General features: G+C 69.4%; 18 protein-coding genes. 9 read left to right on the forward strand and 9 right to left on the reverse strand.

Annotated features, from left to right (window positions below; genetic code table 11):
• Positions 1-2: 2 nt before the first annotated feature.
• The 3 genes from G4D86_RS28580 to G4D86_RS28590 form a co-directional block, all read right to left on the reverse strand.
• Positions 3-926: a metal ABC transporter substrate-binding protein gene (locus G4D86_RS28580; RefSeq protein ID WP_163997220.1), complete on the reverse strand. Its 924-nt coding sequence runs from the start codon at positions 924-926 to the stop codon at positions 3-5.
• A gap of 25 nt (positions 927-951) precedes the next feature.
• Complete coding sequence (locus tag G4D86_RS28585; protein ID WP_163997221.1) at positions 952-2310, reverse strand: zinc-regulated TonB-dependent outer membrane receptor; 1359 nt, start codon at positions 2308-2310, stop codon at positions 952-954.
• A 75-nt stretch (positions 2311-2385) separates the two neighbouring features.
• Entirely contained in the window at positions 2386-2808 is a 423-nt protein-coding gene (locus G4D86_RS28590) for a hypothetical protein (RefSeq protein WP_163997222.1), read from the reverse strand.
• 154 nt (positions 2809-2962) lie between these two features.
• Here G4D86_RS28590 and G4D86_RS28595 point away from each other — a divergent pair, with 154 nt between their 5' ends.
• The 5 genes from G4D86_RS28595 (at position 2963) to G4D86_RS28615 (ending at position 8470) form a co-directional block, all read left to right on the forward strand.
• Positions 2963-3304: a Rieske (2Fe-2S) protein gene (locus G4D86_RS28595; protein ID WP_163997223.1), complete on the forward strand. Its 342-nt coding sequence runs from the start codon at positions 2963-2965 to the stop codon at positions 3302-3304.
• A 104-nt stretch (positions 3305-3408) separates the two neighbouring features.
• The gene (gene folE, locus G4D86_RS28600; RefSeq protein ID WP_240360532.1) at positions 3409-3966 is read left to right on the forward strand and encodes a GTP cyclohydrolase I; all 558 of its coding nucleotides are present in this window, start codon (positions 3409-3411) and stop codon (positions 3964-3966) included.
• Positions 3963-5387: an FAD-binding oxidoreductase gene (locus tag G4D86_RS28605; protein WP_163997225.1), complete on the forward strand. Its 1425-nt coding sequence runs from the start codon at positions 3963-3965 to the stop codon at positions 5385-5387. The genes folE and G4D86_RS28605 overlap by 4 nt, the downstream gene beginning before the upstream one ends.
• A gap of 221 nt (positions 5388-5608) precedes the next feature.
• Positions 5609-6358, forward strand: a complete 750-nt coding sequence (locus G4D86_RS28610) for a sigma-70 family RNA polymerase sigma factor (RefSeq protein WP_163997226.1) — start codon at positions 5609-5611, stop codon at positions 6356-6358.
• Between the two features lie 240 nt (positions 6359-6598).
• Positions 6599-8470 (forward strand): AMP-dependent synthetase/ligase, encoded by a 1872-nt coding sequence (locus G4D86_RS28615; RefSeq protein WP_163997227.1) that lies wholly within the window; start codon positions 6599-6601, stop codon positions 8468-8470.
• Positions 8471-8641: 171 nt separating this feature from the next.
• Here the strand turns inward: G4D86_RS28615 and tatA are convergent, their stop codons facing one another.
• Positions 8642-8878 carry a twin-arginine translocase TatA/TatE family subunit gene (gene tatA / locus G4D86_RS28620; protein WP_163997228.1) on the reverse strand — a complete coding sequence of 79 codons (237 nt, stop codon included), beginning with the start codon at positions 8876-8878 and terminating at the stop codon, positions 8642-8644.
• 76 nt (positions 8879-8954) lie between these two features.
• Positions 8955-9956: a sensor histidine kinase gene (locus tag G4D86_RS28625; RefSeq protein WP_163997344.1), complete on the reverse strand. Its 1002-nt coding sequence runs from the start codon at positions 9954-9956 to the stop codon at positions 8955-8957.
• A 210-nt stretch (positions 9957-10166) separates the two neighbouring features.
• On the opposite strand from G4D86_RS28625, the gene G4D86_RS28630 reads away from it, so the two are divergent.
• The 3 genes from G4D86_RS28630 to G4D86_RS28640 all read left to right on the forward strand — a co-directional run bounded on the left by G4D86_RS28630 (position 10167) and on the right by G4D86_RS28640 (position 12224).
• Positions 10167-10541 (forward strand): response regulator, encoded by a 375-nt coding sequence (locus tag G4D86_RS28630; protein WP_163997229.1) that lies wholly within the window; start codon positions 10167-10169, stop codon positions 10539-10541.
• Between the two features lie 96 nt (positions 10542-10637).
• Positions 10638-10964 carry an SCP2 sterol-binding domain-containing protein gene (locus G4D86_RS28635; RefSeq protein WP_163997230.1) on the forward strand — a complete coding sequence of 109 codons (327 nt, stop codon included), beginning with the start codon at positions 10638-10640 and terminating at the stop codon, positions 10962-10964.
• A gap of 87 nt (positions 10965-11051) precedes the next feature.
• Positions 11052-12224 (forward strand): CaiB/BaiF CoA transferase family protein, encoded by a 1173-nt coding sequence (locus tag G4D86_RS28640; RefSeq protein ID WP_163997231.1) that lies wholly within the window; start codon positions 11052-11054, stop codon positions 12222-12224.
• 93 nt (positions 12225-12317) lie between these two features.
• Here G4D86_RS28640 and G4D86_RS28645 read toward each other — a convergent pair whose 3' ends face one another.
• The 4 genes from G4D86_RS28645 to G4D86_RS28660 form a co-directional block, all read right to left on the reverse strand.
• A complete protein-coding gene (locus G4D86_RS28645) occupies positions 12318-13445 on the reverse strand; it encodes a hypothetical protein (RefSeq protein WP_163997232.1) in 1128 nt (375 codons plus the stop codon).
• Between the two features lie 61 nt (positions 13446-13506).
• Entirely contained in the window at positions 13507-14085 is a 579-nt protein-coding gene (locus tag G4D86_RS28650) for a MarR family winged helix-turn-helix transcriptional regulator (RefSeq protein ID WP_163997233.1), read from the reverse strand.
• Positions 14085-17234: an efflux RND transporter permease subunit gene (locus G4D86_RS28655; protein ID WP_163997234.1), complete on the reverse strand. Its 3150-nt coding sequence runs from the start codon at positions 17232-17234 to the stop codon at positions 14085-14087. Before G4D86_RS28655 ends, G4D86_RS28650 begins: the two co-directional genes overlap by 1 nt.
• A 39-nt stretch (positions 17235-17273) precedes the next feature.
• Entirely contained in the window at positions 17274-18356 is a 1083-nt protein-coding gene (locus G4D86_RS28660) for an efflux RND transporter periplasmic adaptor subunit (RefSeq protein WP_420821870.1), read from the reverse strand.
• A 340-nt stretch (positions 18357-18696) separates the two neighbouring features.
• Between G4D86_RS28660 and G4D86_RS28665 the strand changes: the two genes are divergently transcribed.
• Positions 18697-19839 (forward strand): acyl-CoA dehydrogenase family protein, encoded by a 1143-nt coding sequence (locus tag G4D86_RS28665; protein ID WP_163997236.1) that lies wholly within the window; start codon positions 18697-18699, stop codon positions 19837-19839.
• Positions 19840-19967: the final 128 nt, after the last annotated feature.

Below are 19967 nucleotides of genomic sequence, written 5' to 3' on the forward strand. Positions count from 1 at the left end.
GCTCAGTCCCCCTTGCCGGCGAGCGCCTTCTCCAGGCGCCCCACCAGCTCTTCGATGTGCTGGATGTACGTCTCACCCGCGCGGAAGTCCGTGCCGCCGTGCACCGTGACGATTGGCGCGGGAATCTTGGAGGCCACGAGCTTCGCGGTGGTGTCCGGGTAGTAGCTTTCGATGAGCAGCATGCGCGCCTTGCGCTGCCTGCCCTGCGCCAGCACCGAGGCGACGTGCGACGGGTTGGGCGGGATGCCGGGCTTGGGCTCCAGGAAGGCGATGGGCTGGAAGCCGAGCCAGTCCGCCAGGTACGCCGTCGTCCGGTGGTACGCGATGACGGGGGCGCCCTTCATGCCGGCCAGCCGCTTCTCCCAGCCCGCGCGTGCCTTCTCGATTTCATCGGAGAACTTCGCGAGGTTGGCGCGGTAGTCGGCGGCGTTCTTCGGGTCCAATTGCGCCAGCCGCTCGGTGATGCCACGCGCCACCGCGAGGCCCTGCCGCGGGTCATAGAGGTAGTGCGGGTTGCCGCCCGGGTGCACGTCACCCAGGCTGCGGTCCACCTTGCCCTGGGGGATTTCCAGGATGCGGGGGAACTGCGAGGCGTTGAGGAAGCCCGGGTTGTTCACCAGGATTTTCGAGTTGCGCGCGCCCTGCTGCAGCGTGGGCAGCCAGCCAATCTCCAAATCCAGGCCGATGGCGATGAGCAGGTCCGCGCGGTTGAGGGCCAGGGCGAGGTTGGGCTTGGCGTCCACGAAGTGCGGGTCCTGGCTGGACAGCGCCAGGGACTGCACCTGCACGTGGTCGCCACCCACCGCCTTGGTGATGGCGGCGAGGTCCGGCAGGGTGGTGACGACGTTGAGGTCCGCGCGCGCGGGCGCGGCGGCGAGGAGGGAAACGGCGGCGCACAGGGCCGCGAGAAGACGGAAGTTTCGCATGGGGCGTGAGCTCCTGTGAGAGGGTTTAGAATGCGTGGGCGCCATGGGCGCCGGTGACCAGCTCGAGGGCGAGGAACACCGAGTACTCCGGCGACTGCTGCCAGCCGACCCGGTCCGTGGCGCCCTGGAGGCGCAGGCGGGAGAACTCGGTGGGCCAGAAGGTGACGTTGGCGGAGACGCGCTGCCGGTCCTCCGTCCAGTCCGGGTCCAACGGGTCGACGACGGTGGCGCCGCCCTCGCCCTTGGCGGGCGTGCCCAGCTCGTAGCGCACGGCGGTGGCCCACCGCTGGGAGAAGCGCCACGCGGCCTGGGCGTAGGCGTTGAAGTCGGTCAGCACGTCGCCGGGCACCTGGCGGCGGCGGTAGAAGCCCTCCGCCTGGAAGGTGACGAGCGTGGTGCTGGCCTCGGTGATGGGCCGGTAGCGCAGGTACACGTCCGTGCCGTACACGTCCGTGCGGTTGCGATGGCCGGTGGGGTTGGGCCCGGTGGCCGCGGACAGTCCCCACAGCAGGGACAGGTTGTCCGACAGCGGGAAGAACTGCTTCACCACGCCGGTGAGCTGGAGGTCCAACGGCGACAGCACGCGCTCGTCGGACGCGCCCAGGAAGCTGCGCGCGGTGCCCTCACCGACGGCGTCGGTGGCGCTGCCGATGAGCTCCACGTACCAGGGCAGGGGCGTGAGCCACGACACCTCCGTGCCCAGGCCGCGGTTGCCCTCGCCCCCGAAGACGCGGCCCACGGCGAAGGGCTGGTCCACGAAGTCCCACGCATGCGGGTGGGTGGCGTTGAGGCGCCCGAAGCGCGTGAGGAACTGGCCCGCGCGCACCTGGAGGTTGGCGGGCAGCGCCAGCGTGGTGCCGTACGCCTCTTCAATCTCCACGCCGAACTGGGCGAAGACGATGTTGGCGTCGAAGCGGAAGTAGGGGTCCACCACCGAGCCGATGGACAGCTCCAATTGCTGGAGGTTGAAGCCGTTGCGGGTGGGGTCATGCCCGCCCGTCTGCAAGGGCTCCTTCGCGGTGAAGGCCGCGGCGGCCACGTCGAGCACGAGGCTCAGGTCCAGGAAGTTGGTGCCGCTGGTGTTCAGCCCCGGCACCGCGAGCGTGTTGCCCCCGGGCGTGGACTGCGGCGCGCTGGCGGTGCCGGAGGGCGCGTTCTGCTGCGCCTCCTGCGTGTCGCTGCCCAGCGCCTTCTGGATTTCCTCCAGCTCCTCCGGGCTCAGCTCGGCGGGCGGCGCCTCTCCGGGAGTGCCCGCCTCGGCCGCGGGCGGTGTGGCTTCAGCGGGTGGGGATGGCTCCTGCGCCGCGGCGCTGGCGGTGGACAGGAGGGTGACGACGGACACGACGATGAGGGCGTCACTGGGACGCCTGGACACGGTGGACACCTGGGATGCTCCTCGTACCGGACGCCCGCGAAGCGGACGTCGACCAAAGGCTGGCTGACCCGACTGGACGCGACTTCAGCCGCGTGCGGGAGGAGAGGCCTTGGGCGCGGTGGCGAGGATGGCGAGGGGAGGGGAGCCCCGGGGCGGCGCGGTGGCGGGAGCGCACACCACGAGCCGCTCCAATGAGAAGGTCACCGGGCGGGAGGCGGGCACCTCGTCGCGCGAGCTGGAGGTGAGCAGCGGGCAGGACTCGTGCAGCAGTCCCGTCGAGTCCGTCCCGGCATCAGGGGCGGCGTTCAGCTGGGGGCTCCGGGCGGCGAGCCGGGACAGGCCCGAGCCGGTGCCACGCGCCGACTCCTCGAAGGCCTGGTGCTGCGGGCAGAAGCGGTGCGCGTGCGCCGCCCTCCCGTGCAACAGCGCTCCCACCGGCTGACACGCCCACAGCGCGACGAGCAGCGTCGCGATGTACCGGGCGAAGGTGTGAGCGTGTCGGGTCATCGGAAGCGGGATGAGCCTGGGTGCTGTACTGACGGACCCCTGGAAGTGTCAAGGCAAGCTATCACGCCTTGTTCATGGAGATGGACGTGTCGGACCTTCCTCCATTCACGGCGGCGGGATGCGTCACGCGCCCCGAGGCGTTGGAGACCCGCGCATGCAAGGACATCCGGACAGCGACTTCATTCCGGTGGCGACGCTGGCGGACCTGGACGACCGGGGCCGCGCGGTGGTGATGGTGGGCGGCACCCGGGTGGCGCTCGTCCGGGTGGAGGGGCGCCTCCATGCCCTGGAAGACACGTGCCCCCATCGCGGCGGCCCGCTGTCGGAAGGAGACCTGGACGGTCCCGTGCTGCACTGCCCGCTGCACGCCTGGCCGTTCGACGTCCGGACGGGGCAGTGCTCGCGGCGACCCGGCGTGGGCGTCCGCATCTACGAAGTGCGCGTGGAGGGCGAGCACATCCTCGTGTCCGCATCGGGTAGCTTCCCGGCCCGCTGAACGCCGCCCCCCACACCAGGAGCGACCGCCCCGTGAGTCCGTCCCGAGCCCGCCGCAAGAGCGCCCCCGCCCCGACTCCCTCCGTCGTCCCGGACCGGGCCGCCATGGCCCGCGCGGTGGAGGACTTCCTTCGCGCCGCGGGCCTGCCGCTCCAGGATGCCAACCTCGAGGGTACCCCCGAGCGCGTGACCGAGGCCTGGGTGAGCGAGTTCCTGGACGGGTATGCCCGGACGCCCGAGGCGGCGCTGGGCGAGACGTTCCCCGCGCCTCCGGACTCGTCGGGCGAGCTGGTGGTGGTGACGAACCTCCGCTTCCACTCCATGTGCCCGCATCACCTGCTGCCCTTCACGGGGCGCGCCCACGTGGCCTACGTGCCGCGCTCGCGCGTGGTGGGCTTCGGCCGGCTGTCGGCGCTGGTGGACTGCTTCGCGCACCGGCTCATCCTCCAGGAGGACCTGGCGCGGCAGGTGGCCGGCTCCCTGGCCCGCGTGCTCGGCAGCCCCGCCACCGCCTGCATCATCGAAGCGGAGCAGGCCTGTATGCGGCTGCGCGGCGACCACCAACGCGACGCCGTCACCCACGCGGAGGCCTACGAGGGCGGCCTGCGGCGCGACGGGGCGCTGCGCCGGGAGCTGTGGGCGCGGCTGGGGGCCCGCCGATGAGCACGCCCGCGCGCTTCACCCGCGTGGAGCTCGCGCGTGTGGAGCGCGCCTGCGCGGACCTGCTGCGCTCGCTGTCCCCGGAGCAGGTGCGGCGCGACGAGGACACGCTCGCCGCCTACGCGCGCGACGAGTCCGACAGCGGCGTGTACGCGCCGGACGCCGTCGTCTTCCCGGAGACGACGGAGCAGGTGTCCGCCGTCTTCAAGGTGTGCAACGCGCACGGCGTGCCCTTCACGCCCTGCGGGGCGCGCAGCGGCAAGAGCGGGGGCTCGCTGCCCCTGTGCGGCGGCGTGGCGGTGAGCCTGGAGCGCATGAAGCGCATCCGCTCCATCTCCGTGGAGGACCTCACCGCGGTGGTGGAGCCCGGCGTGGTGACGGGGGACTTCATGAAGGCGGTGGAGGCGGTGGGCCTCTTCTACCCGCCGGACCCGAACTCGTGGGAGTGGTGCACGCTGGGCGGCAACATCGCGGAGAACGCCGGCGGCCCGCGCGCGCTCAAGTACGGCGTCACGCGCGACTACGTCATCGGCCTGGAGTGGGTGCTGCCGGACGGTGAAGTCGTACGGGTGGGCCGGCGCACCATCAAGGGCGTGGCCGGCTATGACCTCGTGGGCCTCTTCGTCGGCTCGGAGGGCACGCTGGGCGTGGCCACCGAAATCACCGTGCAGCTCATCCCCCTGCCGCGCAGGGTGATGACCGCCCTGGTGGTCTTCCCCTCGGTGCTGCAGGCCGCGCGCGGCGTGTCCGCGGTGCTCGCCGCCGGCATCCTCCCGCGTTGCCTGGAGCTCATCGACGACGTGGCCCTGCGCGCGGTGGACGGCCGCGGCTTCCACTTCCCGCCGGGCGCCGGCGCCGCCGTCATCGCCGAGGTGGACGGCAACAACGAGGACGGCCTGCTCGCCGAGCTCTCGCAGCTCGGTGACATCTGCACACAGCAGGGCGCCACCCAGACGCTGGCGGCCCAGGACGACTCCCAGCGCGAGAAGCTCTGGGCCGCCCGCCGCTCCATTTCCCCAGCGCTCCGCGCTCTCAAGCCTCACAAGATTTCCGAGGACATCGTCGTGCCCCGCTCGAAGATTCCGGAAATCATCGAACGCCTGAAAGCCATGGGCGCGGAGCTGGGCCTCACCGTGGCCACGTATGGCCACGCGGGTGACGGAAACCTGCACGCGAACATCCTCTATGAGGCGCCGCACCAACGGCCCCTGGTGGAGGAGGCCCTGCGCCGCATGCTGGTGATGACGGTGGAGCTGGGCGGCACGATCACAGGCGAGCATGGTGTAGGCCACGCCAAGCGGGAATATTTGTCGTTGGAGCAGCAGCCAGGGCTCATCGAATTGCAGCGCCGCCTCAAGCGCTTCTTCGACCCATCAGGGCTTCTCAATCCCGAGAAAATCTTCCCCGCTCCCGAGCGTTCTTAATTTGTAGCCGAAACGGGCTCATTTTCGCCGGGCCGTCGTGCCGCTTACCTTCCAAGTACCGGGAAGCAATGGGCATTGACGGCCTCGTGACTCAGAAGGGCAGCTGAAATGTCCCTCTGAGGAGGAATGAGAAACCCTTTCGTTCGTTGCGCGTCTTAGTTGCAGGTGGACGCGGAGCGGCGGGGGCGAGCGCGTCCGGCATCGAACGGAGGACGGGAAACATGGCCAACACGACAAAGTACGCGGCCGAGGGCCTGTCGCACTACCTGCGCAACCTCGGCGGGCACCAGCAGCTCACGCGCGAGCAGGAGTACGAGCTGGCTCGGCGCGCCCGGAAGGGAGACGAGTCCGCGCGACAGACGCTCGCCAGCTCCAACCTGGCCTTCGTGGTCGCCGTGGCGAAGAAGTTCGCCAACCGCGGCGCGCGCCTGGATGACCTCATCCAGGAGGGCAACGTCGGTCTCATGAAGGCAATCGAGCACTTCGACCCCAAGAAGAACGTGCGCTTCGCCACCTATGCGGTGTGGTGGATTCGCGCCTACATCACCCGGTATCTGAAGGACAACCGCAGCCAGGTGCGCGGCGGTGAGGCCGAGCGCGGCAGCATGGTGGACTTCTCCCTCGACGCCACCATCGACGAGGAGGGGGAGACCACCTTCCTCGACCGCATCGAGGACGGCGGCCCCTCTCCGCAGCAGGTCTACCTGTCGCGCGAGCAGGACACGGAAATCCAGGAGGCCCTCTCCAAGGTCCGCAAGCGGATTGGCGACCTGGGCTGGGACATCCTCACGGAGCGGCTCACCCAGGACAAGCCGCTCACCCTGGAGGAGCTGGGCCAGCGCTGGGGCGTGTCGCGCGAGCGCGTGCGCCAGGTGGAGCTCAAGACGAAGAACTTCCTCGAGCGCTACCTCTCCGCGTTCAACGAGAACGAGGAGCACATGGACGACCTGGCCTCCGCCGACGCGGCGTGAGTCCGGGCGGCCTCCCCACCCGGGGAGATGCCTCAAGCGAGCGGGACTGGACGGGTTCTCTCCCCGGCCGGCCCCGCTCTCGTTTTTTCGCGTTCCGCTCCTGGCAGGTTGGTTTGCCTGCAAGCAATCGTGCGTGCTAAACCCACCCGCCATGCGCTTGATTTTCCTTGTGTTGTGCGAGGGAGAGCGCGCGCAGATGTGGGCCAGGCAGGCCGAAGCGGATTTCGAGGAGGAGCTCAAGTGAGAGCAGAGAATCAGATGGCAGCTCCGGCTCCCGCGGCCGGGGGGTCGCAAGATGGGAACCTCGTCCAGCTACTCGTCCAGAATGCGCGCAACGCCTCCAAGGTGGGCGTCACGCACAAGAAGGACGGGCGCTGGCAGGACGTCACGTGGGCGCAGGTTCTGGAGGAGGTGAAGACGCTCTCCGAGGCCCTGGTGGCCCAGGGCGTGAAGCCGGGGGACCGCGTGGCCCTCTTCGGCAACACCAGCCTCCAGTGGATTGTGTGCGACCTGGCCATCAGCGCGGCGCAGGCCATCACCGTCCCCATCTATTCGTCCAACACGCCCGACGAGTGTCGCTACATCATCAACCACTCGGAGACGTCGTTCCTCTTCATCGACAACGATGAGAAGGACGCGAAGCAGGCGGGCCGCCTCACGCGCATCCGCCAGAAGCTGGCGGAGATGCCCTCGCTGAAGCGGGTGGTCCTCTTCGACGGCGCCACCGCGGGCGGCGTGGAGATGTCGCTGGCCGACATGATGAAGCAGGGCCGCGAGGCCATCCAGGCGAACGCCGACGCCTTCGACACGCGCGTGTCCGGCATCCGCCTGGACGACACCAACTCGCTCATCTACACGTCCGGCACCACGGGCGAGCCCAAGGGCGTCATCCTCACCCACAACAACTGGTTCTACGAGGCGAAGGCCTCCCAGTCGGTGGGCATGATGGAGCCCAGCGACTCGGTCATGCTCTTCCTGCCGCTGGCGCACGTGTTCGCCCAGGTGGTGAAGGCCGCGTGGCTGAGCATGGGCTACCGCCTCATCATCGCCGAGTCGGTGGACAAGCTGCTCGCCAACCTCGTGGAGACGAAGCCCACCGTGCTGCCCTCGGTGCCGCGCGTCTTCGAGAAGGTCTACAACAACGTCGTCTCCAACGGCTCCTCGGCACCGGGCCTCAAGGGCCGGCTGTTCCGCTGGGCCTTCAAGCTCTTCGACGAGTACGTGGAGGCGCGCAAGCAGGGCCGCGAGTACGACACCCTGGCCTTCTCGCTGGCGAAGAAGCTGGTGTTCTCCAAGGTGCGGGCCGCCATCAGCGAGAAGCTGGGCGGCAACATGCGCCTGTTCATCTCCGGCGGCGCGCCCCTGTCCTCGAAGATTGGCTACTTCTTCGACCTGCTGGGCCTCAAGGTGCTGGAGGGCTACGGCCTGACGGAGACGTCCGCCGGCACCACCGTCAACCGCGAGAACAAGATCAAGATCGGCACCGTGGGCGCCCCCATGCCGGGCACCGAGCTGAAGATTGCCTCTGACGGGGAAATCCTCATCCGCGGCCCGGGCGTCATGAAGGGCTACTACAAGAACCCCGCCGCCACCGCCGAGGCCATCAACCCCGAGGGCTGGTTCCACACCGGCGACATCGGCGAGCTGGACGCGGACAACTACCTGCGCATCACCGACCGCAAGAAGGACATCATCGTCACCGCGGGCGGCAAGAATGTGGCGCCGCAGAACATCGAGAACCAGCTCAAGACGCACGCCATCATCAGCCAGGCGATGGTGTACGGCGACAAGCGCCCGTACCTGGTGACGCTCATCACCGTCTCCGAGGAGGGCGCGCGCAAGCTCCTCCAGGACAAGGGCGCCCCGGTGGGCACCTACGCGGAGAACGCGAAGCGGCCGGAGGTCCACGCCGCGGTGAAGGCCGCCATGGACGCCGTCAACGCGGAGATGCCGCCGTACTCCACCATCAAGCGCTTCTCGGTGCTGGAGGCGGACTTCTCCCAGGAGACGGGGGAGCTGACGCCCAAGCTCAGCGTGAAGCGCAAGGTCTGCAACACCAAGTACAAGGCCCAGATTGACGCCATGTACGAAGGCACCGCCGTCGTGGACTGACGTCCCGATGCCTCACGGCCCGGCTCCCCTCGCGGGGCCGGGCTGTGGGAGGCACAGGCAGTGGCCGGAAACGACGACGCCCGAATCACCTCGCGATGGCGGGGTGGCTCGGGCGTCGGTGCTTCAGGGGCGCGCGGGGCGGGAAGGCCGCTCCGCAGCCACCTGGAGACTTCAGGCGTGGTGGCTGGGCGACTGCGACTTGACGTCCTTCTCCACGCCGCCGCCGGTGGCGAGCGAGCCGGGCGCCTTCTGGCCGGGGGCGGCCTCTTCCTCACCGCCGAAGCCCTTCTTGAAGTTGCGGATGGCACTCCCCAGGGAGGAGCCGAGCTGCGGCAGCCGCGTGGCCCCGAACAGGAGCAGCAGCACGAAAAGGATCAGCATCAATTCCATAGGCTTCAGCCCGAGCATCGGACGGCTCCTTCGCGTAAACGCGGCGGAGCATACCGGTGGGCGTCACCATCCGCCAGCAAAGCCGGTGAGCCTCCTAGGCCTGCATGCTCGCCGGAGGACCAAGCTCGGCCGGCGGGGCGAGGAAGAGTGTGAGGAACAGGGTACTTCCCCCCCGGTCCGTCTCCACGCCCACGCCGCCGCCATGCGCCTCCACCTCCTGCCGGGCGAGGTAGACGCGCAGCGGGTCCTCCAGCTTCTTCTCGCGGAAGGCGCGCTCCTCGCGCAGGAAGACGGCCGAGGCGTCCTCGTCCGTCAGGGGCACCCCGTCGCGGCGCACCTCCACCCTCACGTGGGGCGGGGCGGGGCGCACGCGCAGCTGGATGACCTCGCCGGCCTGGGCGCGCGCCAGTTGGTACTGGATGAAGGACTCCACCGCGTGCTGGATGCGGGCCCCGTCCACGGCCACGTCCGGCAGGCCCACCACCGGGTCCACGTCCAGCACCAGCGCCACGTTGGCCGCCGTGGCCGCCGCGCGCTGGCGTTCCACCGCCGCGTCCAGCAGGGGCAGCAGCGACTGGCGCTCCGGCTCACAGGGGAGCGAGCCCAGGTCCGCGCGGCTGGCGTCGAAGAAGTCCTGCGCGAAGGACAGGGAGCGGTCCGCGTTGCGGAGGATGGTCTCCAGCCCGCGCTTCACCTTCGGCTCCAGCGGCGAGCGCCCGTTGAGCAGCAGGGCCGCGTAGGAGCGGATGTTGGCCAGCGAGCCCCGCAGGTCATGCGAGGCCAGGCCCAGGTACTTCACGTGCTGGCGGACGGACTCCGCGTCCCAGCGCACCGGGAAGGTCCACAGGAGCCGCGCCCCGTCCTCCAGGGCCTCCTCGCCCGCGAGCACCGCGTAGCCGTCGCGCTCCCACACGCTCCGGTCCGAGGAGCGGGGCCGGAAGCCGGCGGCGCCGAGCAGCGCGCTCATGGAGGTCACGGCGGGGGGCAGCTCGCTCAGGCCCAGGTGCTCGAGGAGCGTGCGGCCGAGCAGGCGTGGACCCCCCTGGCGGGGAAGGAGGATGAGACCGGGGGCTGCCGGGGTACCGCCTGCTCCCATCTCCCTTGGGCTCGCCACGTTTTCCGCCTCCAGTCCAGCAGGTCACGGAAAGGGTGGACAGCCACTGTCGGTTTTGCAACGTGCGCCGCAGCTTGGAAGGACTGGCGCACTTTCTTGCGCCGCCGGACGCAGGCATGGTGGGAGAATCCCGGCGACGCACCCAGGGAGACTGCTCTGACCCCGCACAACGCACAACATGCTGGCGCCCCGGTGGTCCTGGTCGTCGACGACGACCCGGACATCCTGGAAGCGCTCTCTGAGATTCTGGAGGCCGAGGGTTTCGAGATTCGCCGCGCTCGCAACGGCAAGGAGGCCCTGGAGCGGCTCGAGCCCGAGCCCCCCCACCTCATCCTGTTGGACCTGATGATGCCGGTGATGGACGGTTGGGAGTTCGCCCAGCGGATGCGGCAGCGGCCCGCGGTGGCCGACGTCCCCATCATCGTCCTCAGCGCGGACCGCAACGTGGGCAGCAAGGCCGCGGACATTGGCGCGGTGGGGCACCTGGCCAAGCCCTTCGAGCTGAACGACTTGCTGGACATGGTCCGCCGCTCGCTGAATCCCACCGCCGCGTCTACGAGCGCCTGACGGATGGCGCATCGGTTGTCTTGACCTACCTGGGGGGCGCCATTACGGTCCCCCCGGTTTGATTCAACAATCAACGACCAGGCCAAGGAGCGAGCCGTGACCGCGCAGGACATTATCGAGACCGAAATCCCCAACGTCCTCAAGCAGAAGCCGGAGCTGGCCAAGGAGATCAACGCCGTCATCCACTTCGACATCTCTGGCGAAGGTGGCGGCAAGTGGACGGTGGACCTGACGAAGCCGGACAACTGGGTCTCCAAGGGTGCCGAGGGCACCGCGAAGATGACCGTTGCGGTGAGCAACGACGACTTCGTGAAGATCCGTGAGAAGAAGCTCAACGCGCAGATGGCCGCCATGCAGGGCAAGCTGAAGTTCAAGCCCATGGACATGGGCCTCGCGATGAAGCTGGCCAAGCTGCTGGCTTGACGAAGCCGGAGCCCCTGGGCTCGCGCGGCGCGACCTCCTGCCGGGGGCCGCGCCGCTGTCGTTTCCACCCCGTGTCGAGGAGTCCCCATGTCGTCGCTTCCGCTCACCGGCCTGCGCGTGCTGGATTTGTCGCGCCTGTTGCCCGGGCCCTACGCCACGCTGGTGCTAGCGGACCTGGGGGCCACCGTGGACAAGGTGGAGGAGCCGGACGGCGGTGACTACGTCCGGCAGATGCCGCCCCTGCGCGACGACGTGAGCGGGCTGTTCTACGGCCTCAACCGCAACAAGCGCTCGGTGACGCTCAACCTCAAGGCGCCCGAGGGGCGCGAGGCGCTGAAGCGGCTGGTGCGCCACTACGACGTGCTGGTGGAGAGCTTCCGCCCGGGCGTCATGGACAAGCTGGGCGTGGGCGAGTCGGTGCTGCGGGCGGAGAACCCGCGCCTCATCTACTGCGCCATCTCCGGCTACGGGCAGACGGGGCCGGACCGGCTGAAGGCGGGGCACGACCTGAACTACGTGGCCCGGGCGGGGCTGCTCGGGTACGGCGGCGAGGCGGGTGGGGCGCCGGCTTTCCCGGGCGTGCAGATGGGGGACATCGGCGGAGGGAGCCTCTTCGCGCTGGTGGGCATCCTCGCGGCGCTGCACGAGCGCGAGCGCACCGGGAAGGGGCGCATGGTGGACGTGTCGATGACGGACGGGGCGGTGGCCTTCCTGCACATGCACCTGGCGTCGCGGCTCTTCATGGGGACGGAAGCGGGGCCGCTGCAGCGCGGGACGGAGGCGCTCAATGGCGGCTATGCGTGCTACGGGCTGTACCGCACGGCGGATGACCGGTGGCTGGCGGTGGGCGCACTGGAGCCCAAGTTCTTCTCGGGCGTGTGCCAGCGGCTGGAGCGGATGGACTTGATGGAGGAGGCGTATGCGCCGGGCGAGGCGGGCGCGCGCGTGAAGGCGGAGCTGACGCGGATTTTCGCGGAGCACCCACTGGCGTACTGGCAGGAGCGCTTCGCGGGCTCGGACCTGTGCATCGAGGCGGTGGCGGAAGGGGACGATGTGCTGCACGACGCGCAGCTCCGCGCGCGCGGCCTCTTCGTGGAGGCGGAGGACGCGAGGCTGGGCCGCAAGGTGACCCACCTCCTGACGCCGCTGCGCATGGGGGACACGCCGCTGCGCGAGCCGCCCGCGTTGGGACAGCACTCACGGGAGGTGCTGGCGGAGGCCGGCTTCACCGAGGACGAGCTGAAGCGCCTGGGGCACTGAAGCGCGGGCTCGTCGGGGTTCTACGTCCCCGCAGGACTGGAACGCCATGCGAGACGAGGCTGAGCCCGTGCTCTCCGGGTGGGCCGTGCGCCGTCAGCGCGCTCCACTTCGCCCGCTCCACAGGGCCTCGCCGTGCGCGGCGTGGCAGGTGTCACCCAAGAGGTCCAGCGCGAGCTGGCGCTCCCGTGCGGCGATGGCCGGCAGCTCGTTGAAGGCGCCGAGCGCCTCCAGCCGGCGCACCGTGCCCTCCAGGTACGTGCGTGCCCGCTCCACCGTCTGGCGCTGGGCTTCCGTGGGCCGCCAGCCCGTGTCGTCCCGATAGCGCCCCAGCGTCTCCAGCAGGTGGCCGTGGAACTTCAGCATCTGCACGAGCAGCGGGAGCCGGTACGCGGGCGCGGAGGCGAGGGCCGTCTCGTACTGCCGCGTCTCCGAGTCCAGCCGGTACAGCAGCACGTCCACCTGCGCGTCCAGCCGCTTGCGCCACGCCTTGCGCACGGAGGGGTGGCGGGCCCAGTCGGCCACCGCCTGGAAGAAGTGCAGCCCGCCGCACGGGTGCGCGTAGATGCCCTGGCCGCGCTTGGGCACCTCGGCGCGGCCGGCCTTCAGTCCCGCGGACAGCTCGGCGTGGGCGGCCTCCAGCGTGGTGAGTGCGGTCTCCATCACCGCGTCGAAGCGCACGGTGGCGCCGGTGCCGTCACGGAAGGTGGCTCCCGGCTTCAGCACCTGGGATAGCGCATCCAGCGTCCAGGCGCCCTCGGGTGACGACGCCAGCGCGGGACGGAAGTCGCGCTTCAGGTCCTCCACCAGCTCGCGGAGCGTCACCGGGCCCCATGACGCCTCGAAGCGCTGGCTCAACGGGTAGCCGGCCAGCAGCAGCGTCTTCACCTGGAGGGCAGGGTGGGGCTCCACCGGCGTGCCGTCCGAGGTGGCCGATTCGAAGAAGAGGTCCGGGGCCGCTGCGGAGGGGCGGGGCGTCCGGTGGAGGAAGTCCGCCACCACCACCTCCGCCGCGGCCCGTCTGTCCATCGTGCGGAAGTCGCGCCCGTCCAGCACCATGCCGTGGGCCAGCGCCCAGGGGTTGCGCGGGTCGGCGGCCCACGCCCGGCACCGTGTCGCCAGCAGCGATGGTGGGGCAGGGGCGGTGCCAGACGGACGAGGTTCACCGGAAGCAGGCGCTCCCAGCGCAACGAGTGCGGCGACGAGAAGAACGGTAGAGAGCATGCGCGACGGGAAGCGGTGCGCGCGTCGAACGGAATCTCCGCCGACGCGCGCCTCTACTCTCTCACATCGCCTGCGCGCGGCTGGCAAGCCGCTGCAGCACCCGCTCCAGCAGCCCGAACAGGGACGCCTGGTCGTCGGGCTCCATCAGCTCCAGCATGCGCCGGAGGCCCTGGTCCACGCTGCGGTTGATCTGGTGATACAGCGCGTCACCCCGCTCGGTGAGCCGCGCGACGACGGCGCGCCGGTCCTCGGCATCCCTGGCGCGCTCCACCAGGTCCATGTGCTCCAGCCGGTCCACCACGCCCGTAATCGTCTTCTTGGTGATGCCAATGCGCTGCGCGAGCACGCCCACGTTCGTCGGGCCGTCGTTCCCCAGCCACATCAACGCGTGAATCTGCGTGGGCGTGAGCTGGTGGTCCTCGCAGATGCCATGGAGCGGATCTCTCAGCGAGCGGTACCGCCCGAGCTGCATGATGAGCTCATGCAGCCGGCGGGACTCCTCGGTGGACGCGTCGACGTCCACCTCGGGAGGAAGGCCCTCGTCCGACAGGCCCCCCTCTTCACCGAGGTCATGCTCCGGCTCACCCGTGACGGCGAGCGGCTTCACGCGCAGGGCCGGCTTGTCGTCCGGCCGCCGCATCAAGCCGTCTCCACCCGGGCTGCCGCGGCGACCCCCGGCTGGGGCTCACCATGCGGGCCCACCGCGTGCGGCGTGCCCGTGCCAGGCGCCATGCCCGGACCCCGGCGGCGCCGGAACTTCTCCGTGAGCTGGTCCATCAGCGAGTACACCACCGGCACCACGCCCAGCGTGAGGAACGTGGAGGTGACGAGGCCACCGATGATGGTGATGGCCATGGGTGCGCGCGTCTCCGCGCCGTCGCCGCGGGCCACCGCCACCGGAATCATGCCGGCGATCATCGCGATGGTCGTCATCAGGATGGGACGCAGACGGACCGGCGCGGCCTCCAGCAGGGCCTCGGTGGCCGTCTTCCCCTGCTCGCGAAGCTGCAGGGTGAAGTCCACCAGGAGGATGCCGTTCTTCACCACCAGACCCATCAGCATGATGATGCCGATGAGGGCGAACATCGACATCGCCTGCCCGGTGATGAGCAGCGCGCCAATGGCGCCGATGAGCGCGAAGGGCAGCGACATCATGATGGTGAAGGGGTGGATGAGGCTCTCGAACTGCGCCGCCAGAATCATGTAGATGAGGATGATTCCCAGGAGCAGCGCCGAGCCGAACGCCGCCATCGACTTGCCCAGCTCCTTCGCGTTGCCCTCGAAGTCGTAGATGACCGTCTTGGGCAGCTCCTTCGCCGCATAGCCATTCATGAAGGCGATGGCCTCGCTCAGCGCGTAGCCGCTGTTCAGGTTGGCCAGCAGGGTGATCTGCCGCTTCTGCGACTCGCGGTCGATCTGCACCGGGCCGTCCGCCGGGGTGATCTTCGCCAGGTTGCGCAGCTCCACCAGCTGCCCGCTCGGCGCGCGCACGGTGAGTTTGCCCAGCGCGTCCGCGGAGGCCAGCGTCTCCTCCGGCAGCCGCAGCTTCACCTCGTACGTGTCGCCGCCCTCGCGGTAGTCCGCGAACTTGTCGCGGCCCAGGAAGGCGCGCAGCGTGGCGCCCAGCGACGCCGCCGGCACGCCCAGGGCGGCCGCGCGCTCGCGGTCCACCTCGACGTCGTACTGCGGCTTGCCGGAGCGGTACGTGAGGTCCACGTCCACCAGGCCCGGGTTCTTCAGCATCTCCTGGCGCACCTTCTCCGCGGACGTCACCAGGTCCTGCCAGTTGTCGCCGCGCAGGTTGAACTGCACCGCCTGCGTGCGATTGCCACCACCGGCCACCGGGGAGATGTCCTGCACCGTGGCCTTGACGCCCGAGCGCGGGTGGATGGTGCGGCGCAGGTACGCCTTCAGCTCGCCCTGACCGAAGCCGCGCTCCTTCAGCGGCACCAGGTTGATGATGATTTCACCCTTGTGGACCTCCTCCTGCACACCGCCACCGACGGTGGAGAAGGTGGAGGCGATGCCGGGCAGCGCGCGGACCTGCGCGGACAGCAGGTCCAGCTCCACCTGCGTCTCCTGCAGCGTCGAGCCGATGGGCAGCTCCACCGCCAGCTTGATGTTGCCGTTGTCCTGCTCGGGGATGAAGGTGAACTTCAGGAAGCGCGCCATGCCGAAGGTGGCGAAGAGCACGCCCACCGCCACCACCAGCGTCAGCGCCCGGCGCCGGAGGATGGCCGCCAGCACCTTGCGGTAGCCGTTCTCCGTGCCGACCAGCACCTTCTCCACCACCGCGGACAGGCCGGTGGGCGCGCCGTGGTGGCGCAGCATGCGCGACGACAGCATGGGCGTCAGCGTCATGGACACGGCGTAGGAGATCATCACCGCCACGGCCACCGTGACACCGAACTGGTAGAAGAACATGCCCATCGTCCCGTCCATGAAGGCCACGGGGATGAACACCGCGACGATGGCCAGCGTCACCGCGAGCACCGCCAGGGCAATCTGACCGGCCCCTTCCAGCGCCGCCTGCATGGGCGTCTTGCCCTCTTCCAGGTGGCGGACGATGTTTTCGATGACCACGATGGCGTCGTCGATGAGCAGGCCGATGGACAGCGTCAGCGCCAGCATCGTGATGATGTTGAAGGTGAAGCCCAGCGCCGCCATGACGGCGAACGTGCCCACCACCGACACCGGGAGCGCAATCGCCGCCACCAGCGTGGAGTTCACGTTGCGCAGGAACACCAGGACGATGATCACCGCGAGGATGCCGCCGAGCACCAGGTCGAACTGCACCGCGGCGATGGACGAGCGGATGAACTTCGCGCCGTCCGTCACCAGCTCCACCTTGACGCCCTCGGGCAGCTTGCTGTTGAGCTCGCTCAGCGACTCCTTCACCAGCTCCGCCACCTGCACCGTGTTGGCGCCGGACTGCTTGCGCACCACCATGGCCACTGCGCTGCGGTCCGCATACTTCGCGCCCGAGCGCGCCTCCGCGGGGCCGTCCACCACGTCCGCCACGTCGCGCACGCGCACGGGCGCACCGTTGGGGCTGGCGATGATGAGGTTGCGCACCTCCTCCACGCTCTTCACCTCGGACGTGAGGCGCACCACGCGCTCGCGGCCGCTGTCCATGGTGCGGCCACCCGGCACGTCCAGGTTCTGGGCCTTCACCGCCTGGCTCACGTCGCTGATGGCCAGCCCGAAGCCGCGCAGCCGCTCCGGGTCCACCACGAGCTGGATTTCCCGCTCGCGGCCACCCGTCACGTCGATGCTGCCCACGCCCGCCTGACGCTGCAGCGCCGGCTTCACCACGTCCTCGGCCGTCTTGGTCAGCGTTTCGATGGGCAGCGGGCCGGACAAGGACAGCGTCATGATGGGCGCCGCGCCGATGTCGAACTTCTCCACCACCGGCGTCTCGATCTCCGCCGGCAGCTTGCGCAGGGTGGCCTGCACGCGATCACGCACGTCCTGCGCGGCGACGTCCACCTTGGTGCCCAGGGTGAAGCGGACGATGATCTGCGACACGTTCTCCACGTTGACGGAGCGCAGTTGCTCCACGCCGTTGAGCGTGTTGAGCGCCTCCTCCAGCGGGTCGCTGACGTTCTTCTCGATCGTCTCCGGGTCCGCGCCCGGGAGCACCGTCGTCACGGTGACGACGGGGAAGTCCACGTCGGGGAACTGGTCCACGCCGATGCGCGGATAGGCATTGATGCCGAACACCACCACCGCCAGCATCAGCATGGCGGTGAAGATGGGGCGGGTGATGAAGGTTTTAAGCGGGCTCATTCAGGAGCTCCCAAGAAGTCGAAGGGGGGAGGGCAGGCGTCACTGCACTACGCGGACGGCCGTGCCCTCCTTCACGTCCAGGGAGGAGTCGGCGAGCACGCGCTCGTCGGCGCCCAGGCCCTGGAGGACACGGACGTAACCGGGCAGCACGCGCTCGACGCGCACGTCGCGCTTGCGCACCGTGCCGTCCTGCACCACCCACACGAAGCCCTGCTGGCCCTTGGCGTTGACGGCCTGGGTGGGCAGGAAGAGGCCCTTGTCGTCGGCCTCACCCACGGAGGAGAAGTCCAGCTCCACCAGGGCGCCGGGGCGCAGCGGCGAGGCCGTCTCGCCCACCACGTCCGCCAGCACCTCCACGGTGCGGTTGGAGGTGTCCACCACCGCGCCCACCGTGGAGATCTGCACGTCGAAGCGCATGCCGCTGGGGCTCACCGTGCCCTGCGTCTTGCTGCCCGGCTTGACCTTGTCCACGACGGACTCGGGCACCAGGGCGCGGACCTCCAGGCCCGTGGTGTCCACCAGCGAGAAGACGGCCGTGGGCGGCACCATCGCCACCGTGTCGCCGATGTTCTTCATGCGCGCGGTGATGATGCCGTCGAAGGGCGCGATGATGGCCATGTCGCGCAGGTTCTCCTCGGCCATCTTCAGCGCCGCGCCGGCCTGGGCCGCCTGGGCGGCCGCCTGCTTCTGGCCGATCTCCGCCTGGTCCAGCATGGACGCGGCCATGCCGCCGCCCTCGGCGACCTTGCGCGAGCGCTCCAGGTTGTTGGTGGCCAGCTGCAGCGCCGCGTCCGCGGCGGCCTTCACCGCGCGCGCCTGCTCCACGCCGATGGCCACGTTCGAGGTGTCGAGGACGGCCAGCGCCTGGCCCTTCTTCACCTTGTCGCCCACCTTGACGTTCATCTTCGCGAGGGTGCCGGTGGCCTGCGCGCTCAGCGTGGCCTCCTGCTTGGAGCGCACCTGGCCCGTCACGCGGGTGACGTTGGCGCTCAGCTCCGTCGCCGGGGCAATGGCCTTCACGCCCAGCGCCGCGGGGCCCTGCTCCGCCGGAAGGGCCGGCTTGTCATGGCCCTTGGCGCAACCCGTCGTCACCACCGCCGCCAGCACCGCGGCCATCCACATGCGTCGAATCACGGTCGTCCTGCTCCTGCCGGCTCGCGTCACCCACCCTCGGGGAGGGCCGCACCGGCTGCTGCTCATGGAAAGTCTGCGGCCCGGAAACTACAGGCCCTATACTGTCTGTCAAGAAGATACTCCGCAACACGGACTATCTCCGACCGGGGGGTGTTTAACACCCAAGGAGCGAGCAGGCAGGCGAAATCGACACGGGCCGTCGCGGGGCCCTTCTCCGAGGGGAAAACCCCATCGGGGTGTGACATCCCCGGCGCTTGTGGCCTCCGGGAGTGCCTGTTATTGACTCAAGAATCAATCCTTTCCCCCCTGCCGAGGATCGAGGACGCGCATGCCCAATCCCTTCACCGAGGAACACGAGGCCTTCCGCAAGACGGTGCGAGCCTTCGTCGAGAAGGAGATGACGCCGCACAGCCTGGAGTGGGACCGGGCGGGCATCTTCCCGAAGGAGTTGTTCAAGAAGTGCGGGGAGCTGGGCTTCCTGGGCATCAACCACGACCCGAAGTACGGCGGCAGCGGGCTGGACTACTGGTACGTGACGGCCTTCGCGGAGGAGCTGGCGCGCAGCTACAACGCGGGCGTCAACATGGCGCTGCTGGTGCAGAGCCAGATGGCCACGCCCATCATCAACGAGATCGGGACGGACGAGCAGAAGCGCGAGTTCCTCGAGCCGGCGCTCAAGGGCGAGAAGATCGCCGCGCTGGGCGTGAGCGAGCCGGGCTGCGGCTCGGACGTGGCCAGCATCAAGACGACGGCGCGCCGGGACGGGGATGACTACGTCATCAACGGCTCGAAGATGTGGATCACCAACGGCACGCGGGCGGACTTCATCACCCTGGCGGTGCGCACGGGCGGGGAGGGCTACGGCGGCATCTCCCTGGTGACGTTCCCCACGGACGTGAAGGGCTTCGGCGTCTCCAAGAAGCTGGACAAGGTGGGCAACCTGTCCTCGGACACGGCCATCCTCTACTTCGAGGACTGCCGCATCCCCGCCCGCTACGTGCTGGGCGAGGAGAACGAGGGCTTCTACTCCATCATGACCAACTTCCAGGGTGAGCGCCTGGTGGGGGCCATCACCACGGTGGCGGGCATGGAGCGGATGGTGGAGGACTCCATCCGCTACGGCACCGAGCGCGAGGCGTTCGGCCGGCCGCTGCTGAAGTTCCAGGTGTGGCGCCACAAGTTCGTGGAGCACCTGACGGCCATCGAAGCGGCGAAGCGGCTCACCTACCACGCGGTGGACACGTATGACCGCAAGGAGGTCCCCGCGGTGAAGGAGATCTCCATGGCGAAGCTGTTCGCCGGAGACCTGGCCCAGCGCGTGGCCTACGACTGCCAGCAGTTCTTCGGCGGCATGGGCTACATCGAGGAGACGCCCATCGCCCGCATGTGGCGCGACGTGCGCCTCATCACCATCGGCGGCGGTACCTCCGAGGTGATGAAGGAGATCCTCTCCAAGCTCTACGGCTTCTGAGGCCGTGACTCCGCCGGGGGCCGTGCCTTGGGCGCGGCTCCCGGGCGCAGCGCGCCGAACGCGGGGCTGTTGCAAGCGTGGGACGGGAAGCTGACCTGTTCCAGGTCACCCACTGCTCCGGCCAAACG

The sequence above is a fragment of the Pyxidicoccus caerfyrddinensis genome (assembly GCF_010894405.1).
Lineage (GTDB): Bacteria > Myxococcota > Myxococcia > Myxococcales > Myxococcaceae > Myxococcus > Myxococcus caerfyrddinensis.

Excerpts from the sequence above, each read along its gene's own strand:
- G4D86_RS28665 (WP_163997236.1), top strand. The coding sequence starts at position 18,697 with ATGCCCAATCCCTTCACCGAGGAACACGAGGCCTTCCGCAAGACGGTG.
- G4D86_RS28590 (WP_163997222.1), bottom strand. The coding sequence starts at position 2,808 with ATGACCCGACACGCTCACACCTTCGCCCGGTACATCGCGACGCTGCTC.
- G4D86_RS28640 (WP_163997231.1), top strand. The coding sequence starts at position 11,052 with ATGTCGTCGCTTCCGCTCACCGGCCTGCGCGTGCTGGATTTGTCGCGC.
- G4D86_RS28595 (WP_163997223.1), top strand. The coding sequence starts at position 2,963 with ATGCAAGGACATCCGGACAGCGACTTCATTCCGGTGGCGACGCTGGCG.
- G4D86_RS28605 (WP_163997225.1), top strand. The coding sequence starts at position 3,963 with ATGAGCACGCCCGCGCGCTTCACCCGCGTGGAGCTCGCGCGTGTGGAG.
- G4D86_RS28645 (WP_163997232.1), bottom strand. The coding sequence starts at position 13,445 with ATGCTCTCTACCGTTCTTCTCGTCGCCGCACTCGTTGCGCTGGGAGCG.
- G4D86_RS28580 (WP_163997220.1), bottom strand. The coding sequence starts at position 926 with ATGCGAAACTTCCGTCTTCTCGCGGCCCTGTGCGCCGCCGTTTCCCTC.
- G4D86_RS28655 (WP_163997234.1), bottom strand. The coding sequence starts at position 17,234 with ATGAGCCCGCTTAAAACCTTCATCACCCGCCCCATCTTCACCGCCATG.
- G4D86_RS28625 (WP_163997344.1), bottom strand. The coding sequence starts at position 9,956 with ATGGGAGCAGGCGGTACCCCGGCAGCCCCCGGTCTCATCCTCCTTCCC.
- G4D86_RS28660 (WP_420821870.1), bottom strand. The coding sequence starts at position 18,356 with ATGTGGATGGCCGCGGTGCTGGCGGCGGTGGTGACGACGGGTTGCGCC.
- G4D86_RS28650 (WP_163997233.1), bottom strand. The coding sequence starts at position 14,085 with ATGCGGCGGCCGGACGACAAGCCGGCCCTGCGCGTGAAGCCGCTCGCC.
- G4D86_RS28610 (WP_163997226.1), top strand. The coding sequence starts at position 5,609 with ATGGCCAACACGACAAAGTACGCGGCCGAGGGCCTGTCGCACTACCTG.
- folE (WP_240360532.1), top strand. The coding sequence starts at position 3,409 with ATGGCCCGCGCGGTGGAGGACTTCCTTCGCGCCGCGGGCCTGCCGCTC.
- tatA (WP_163997228.1), bottom strand. The coding sequence starts at position 8,878 with ATGCTCGGGCTGAAGCCTATGGAATTGATGCTGATCCTTTTCGTGCTG.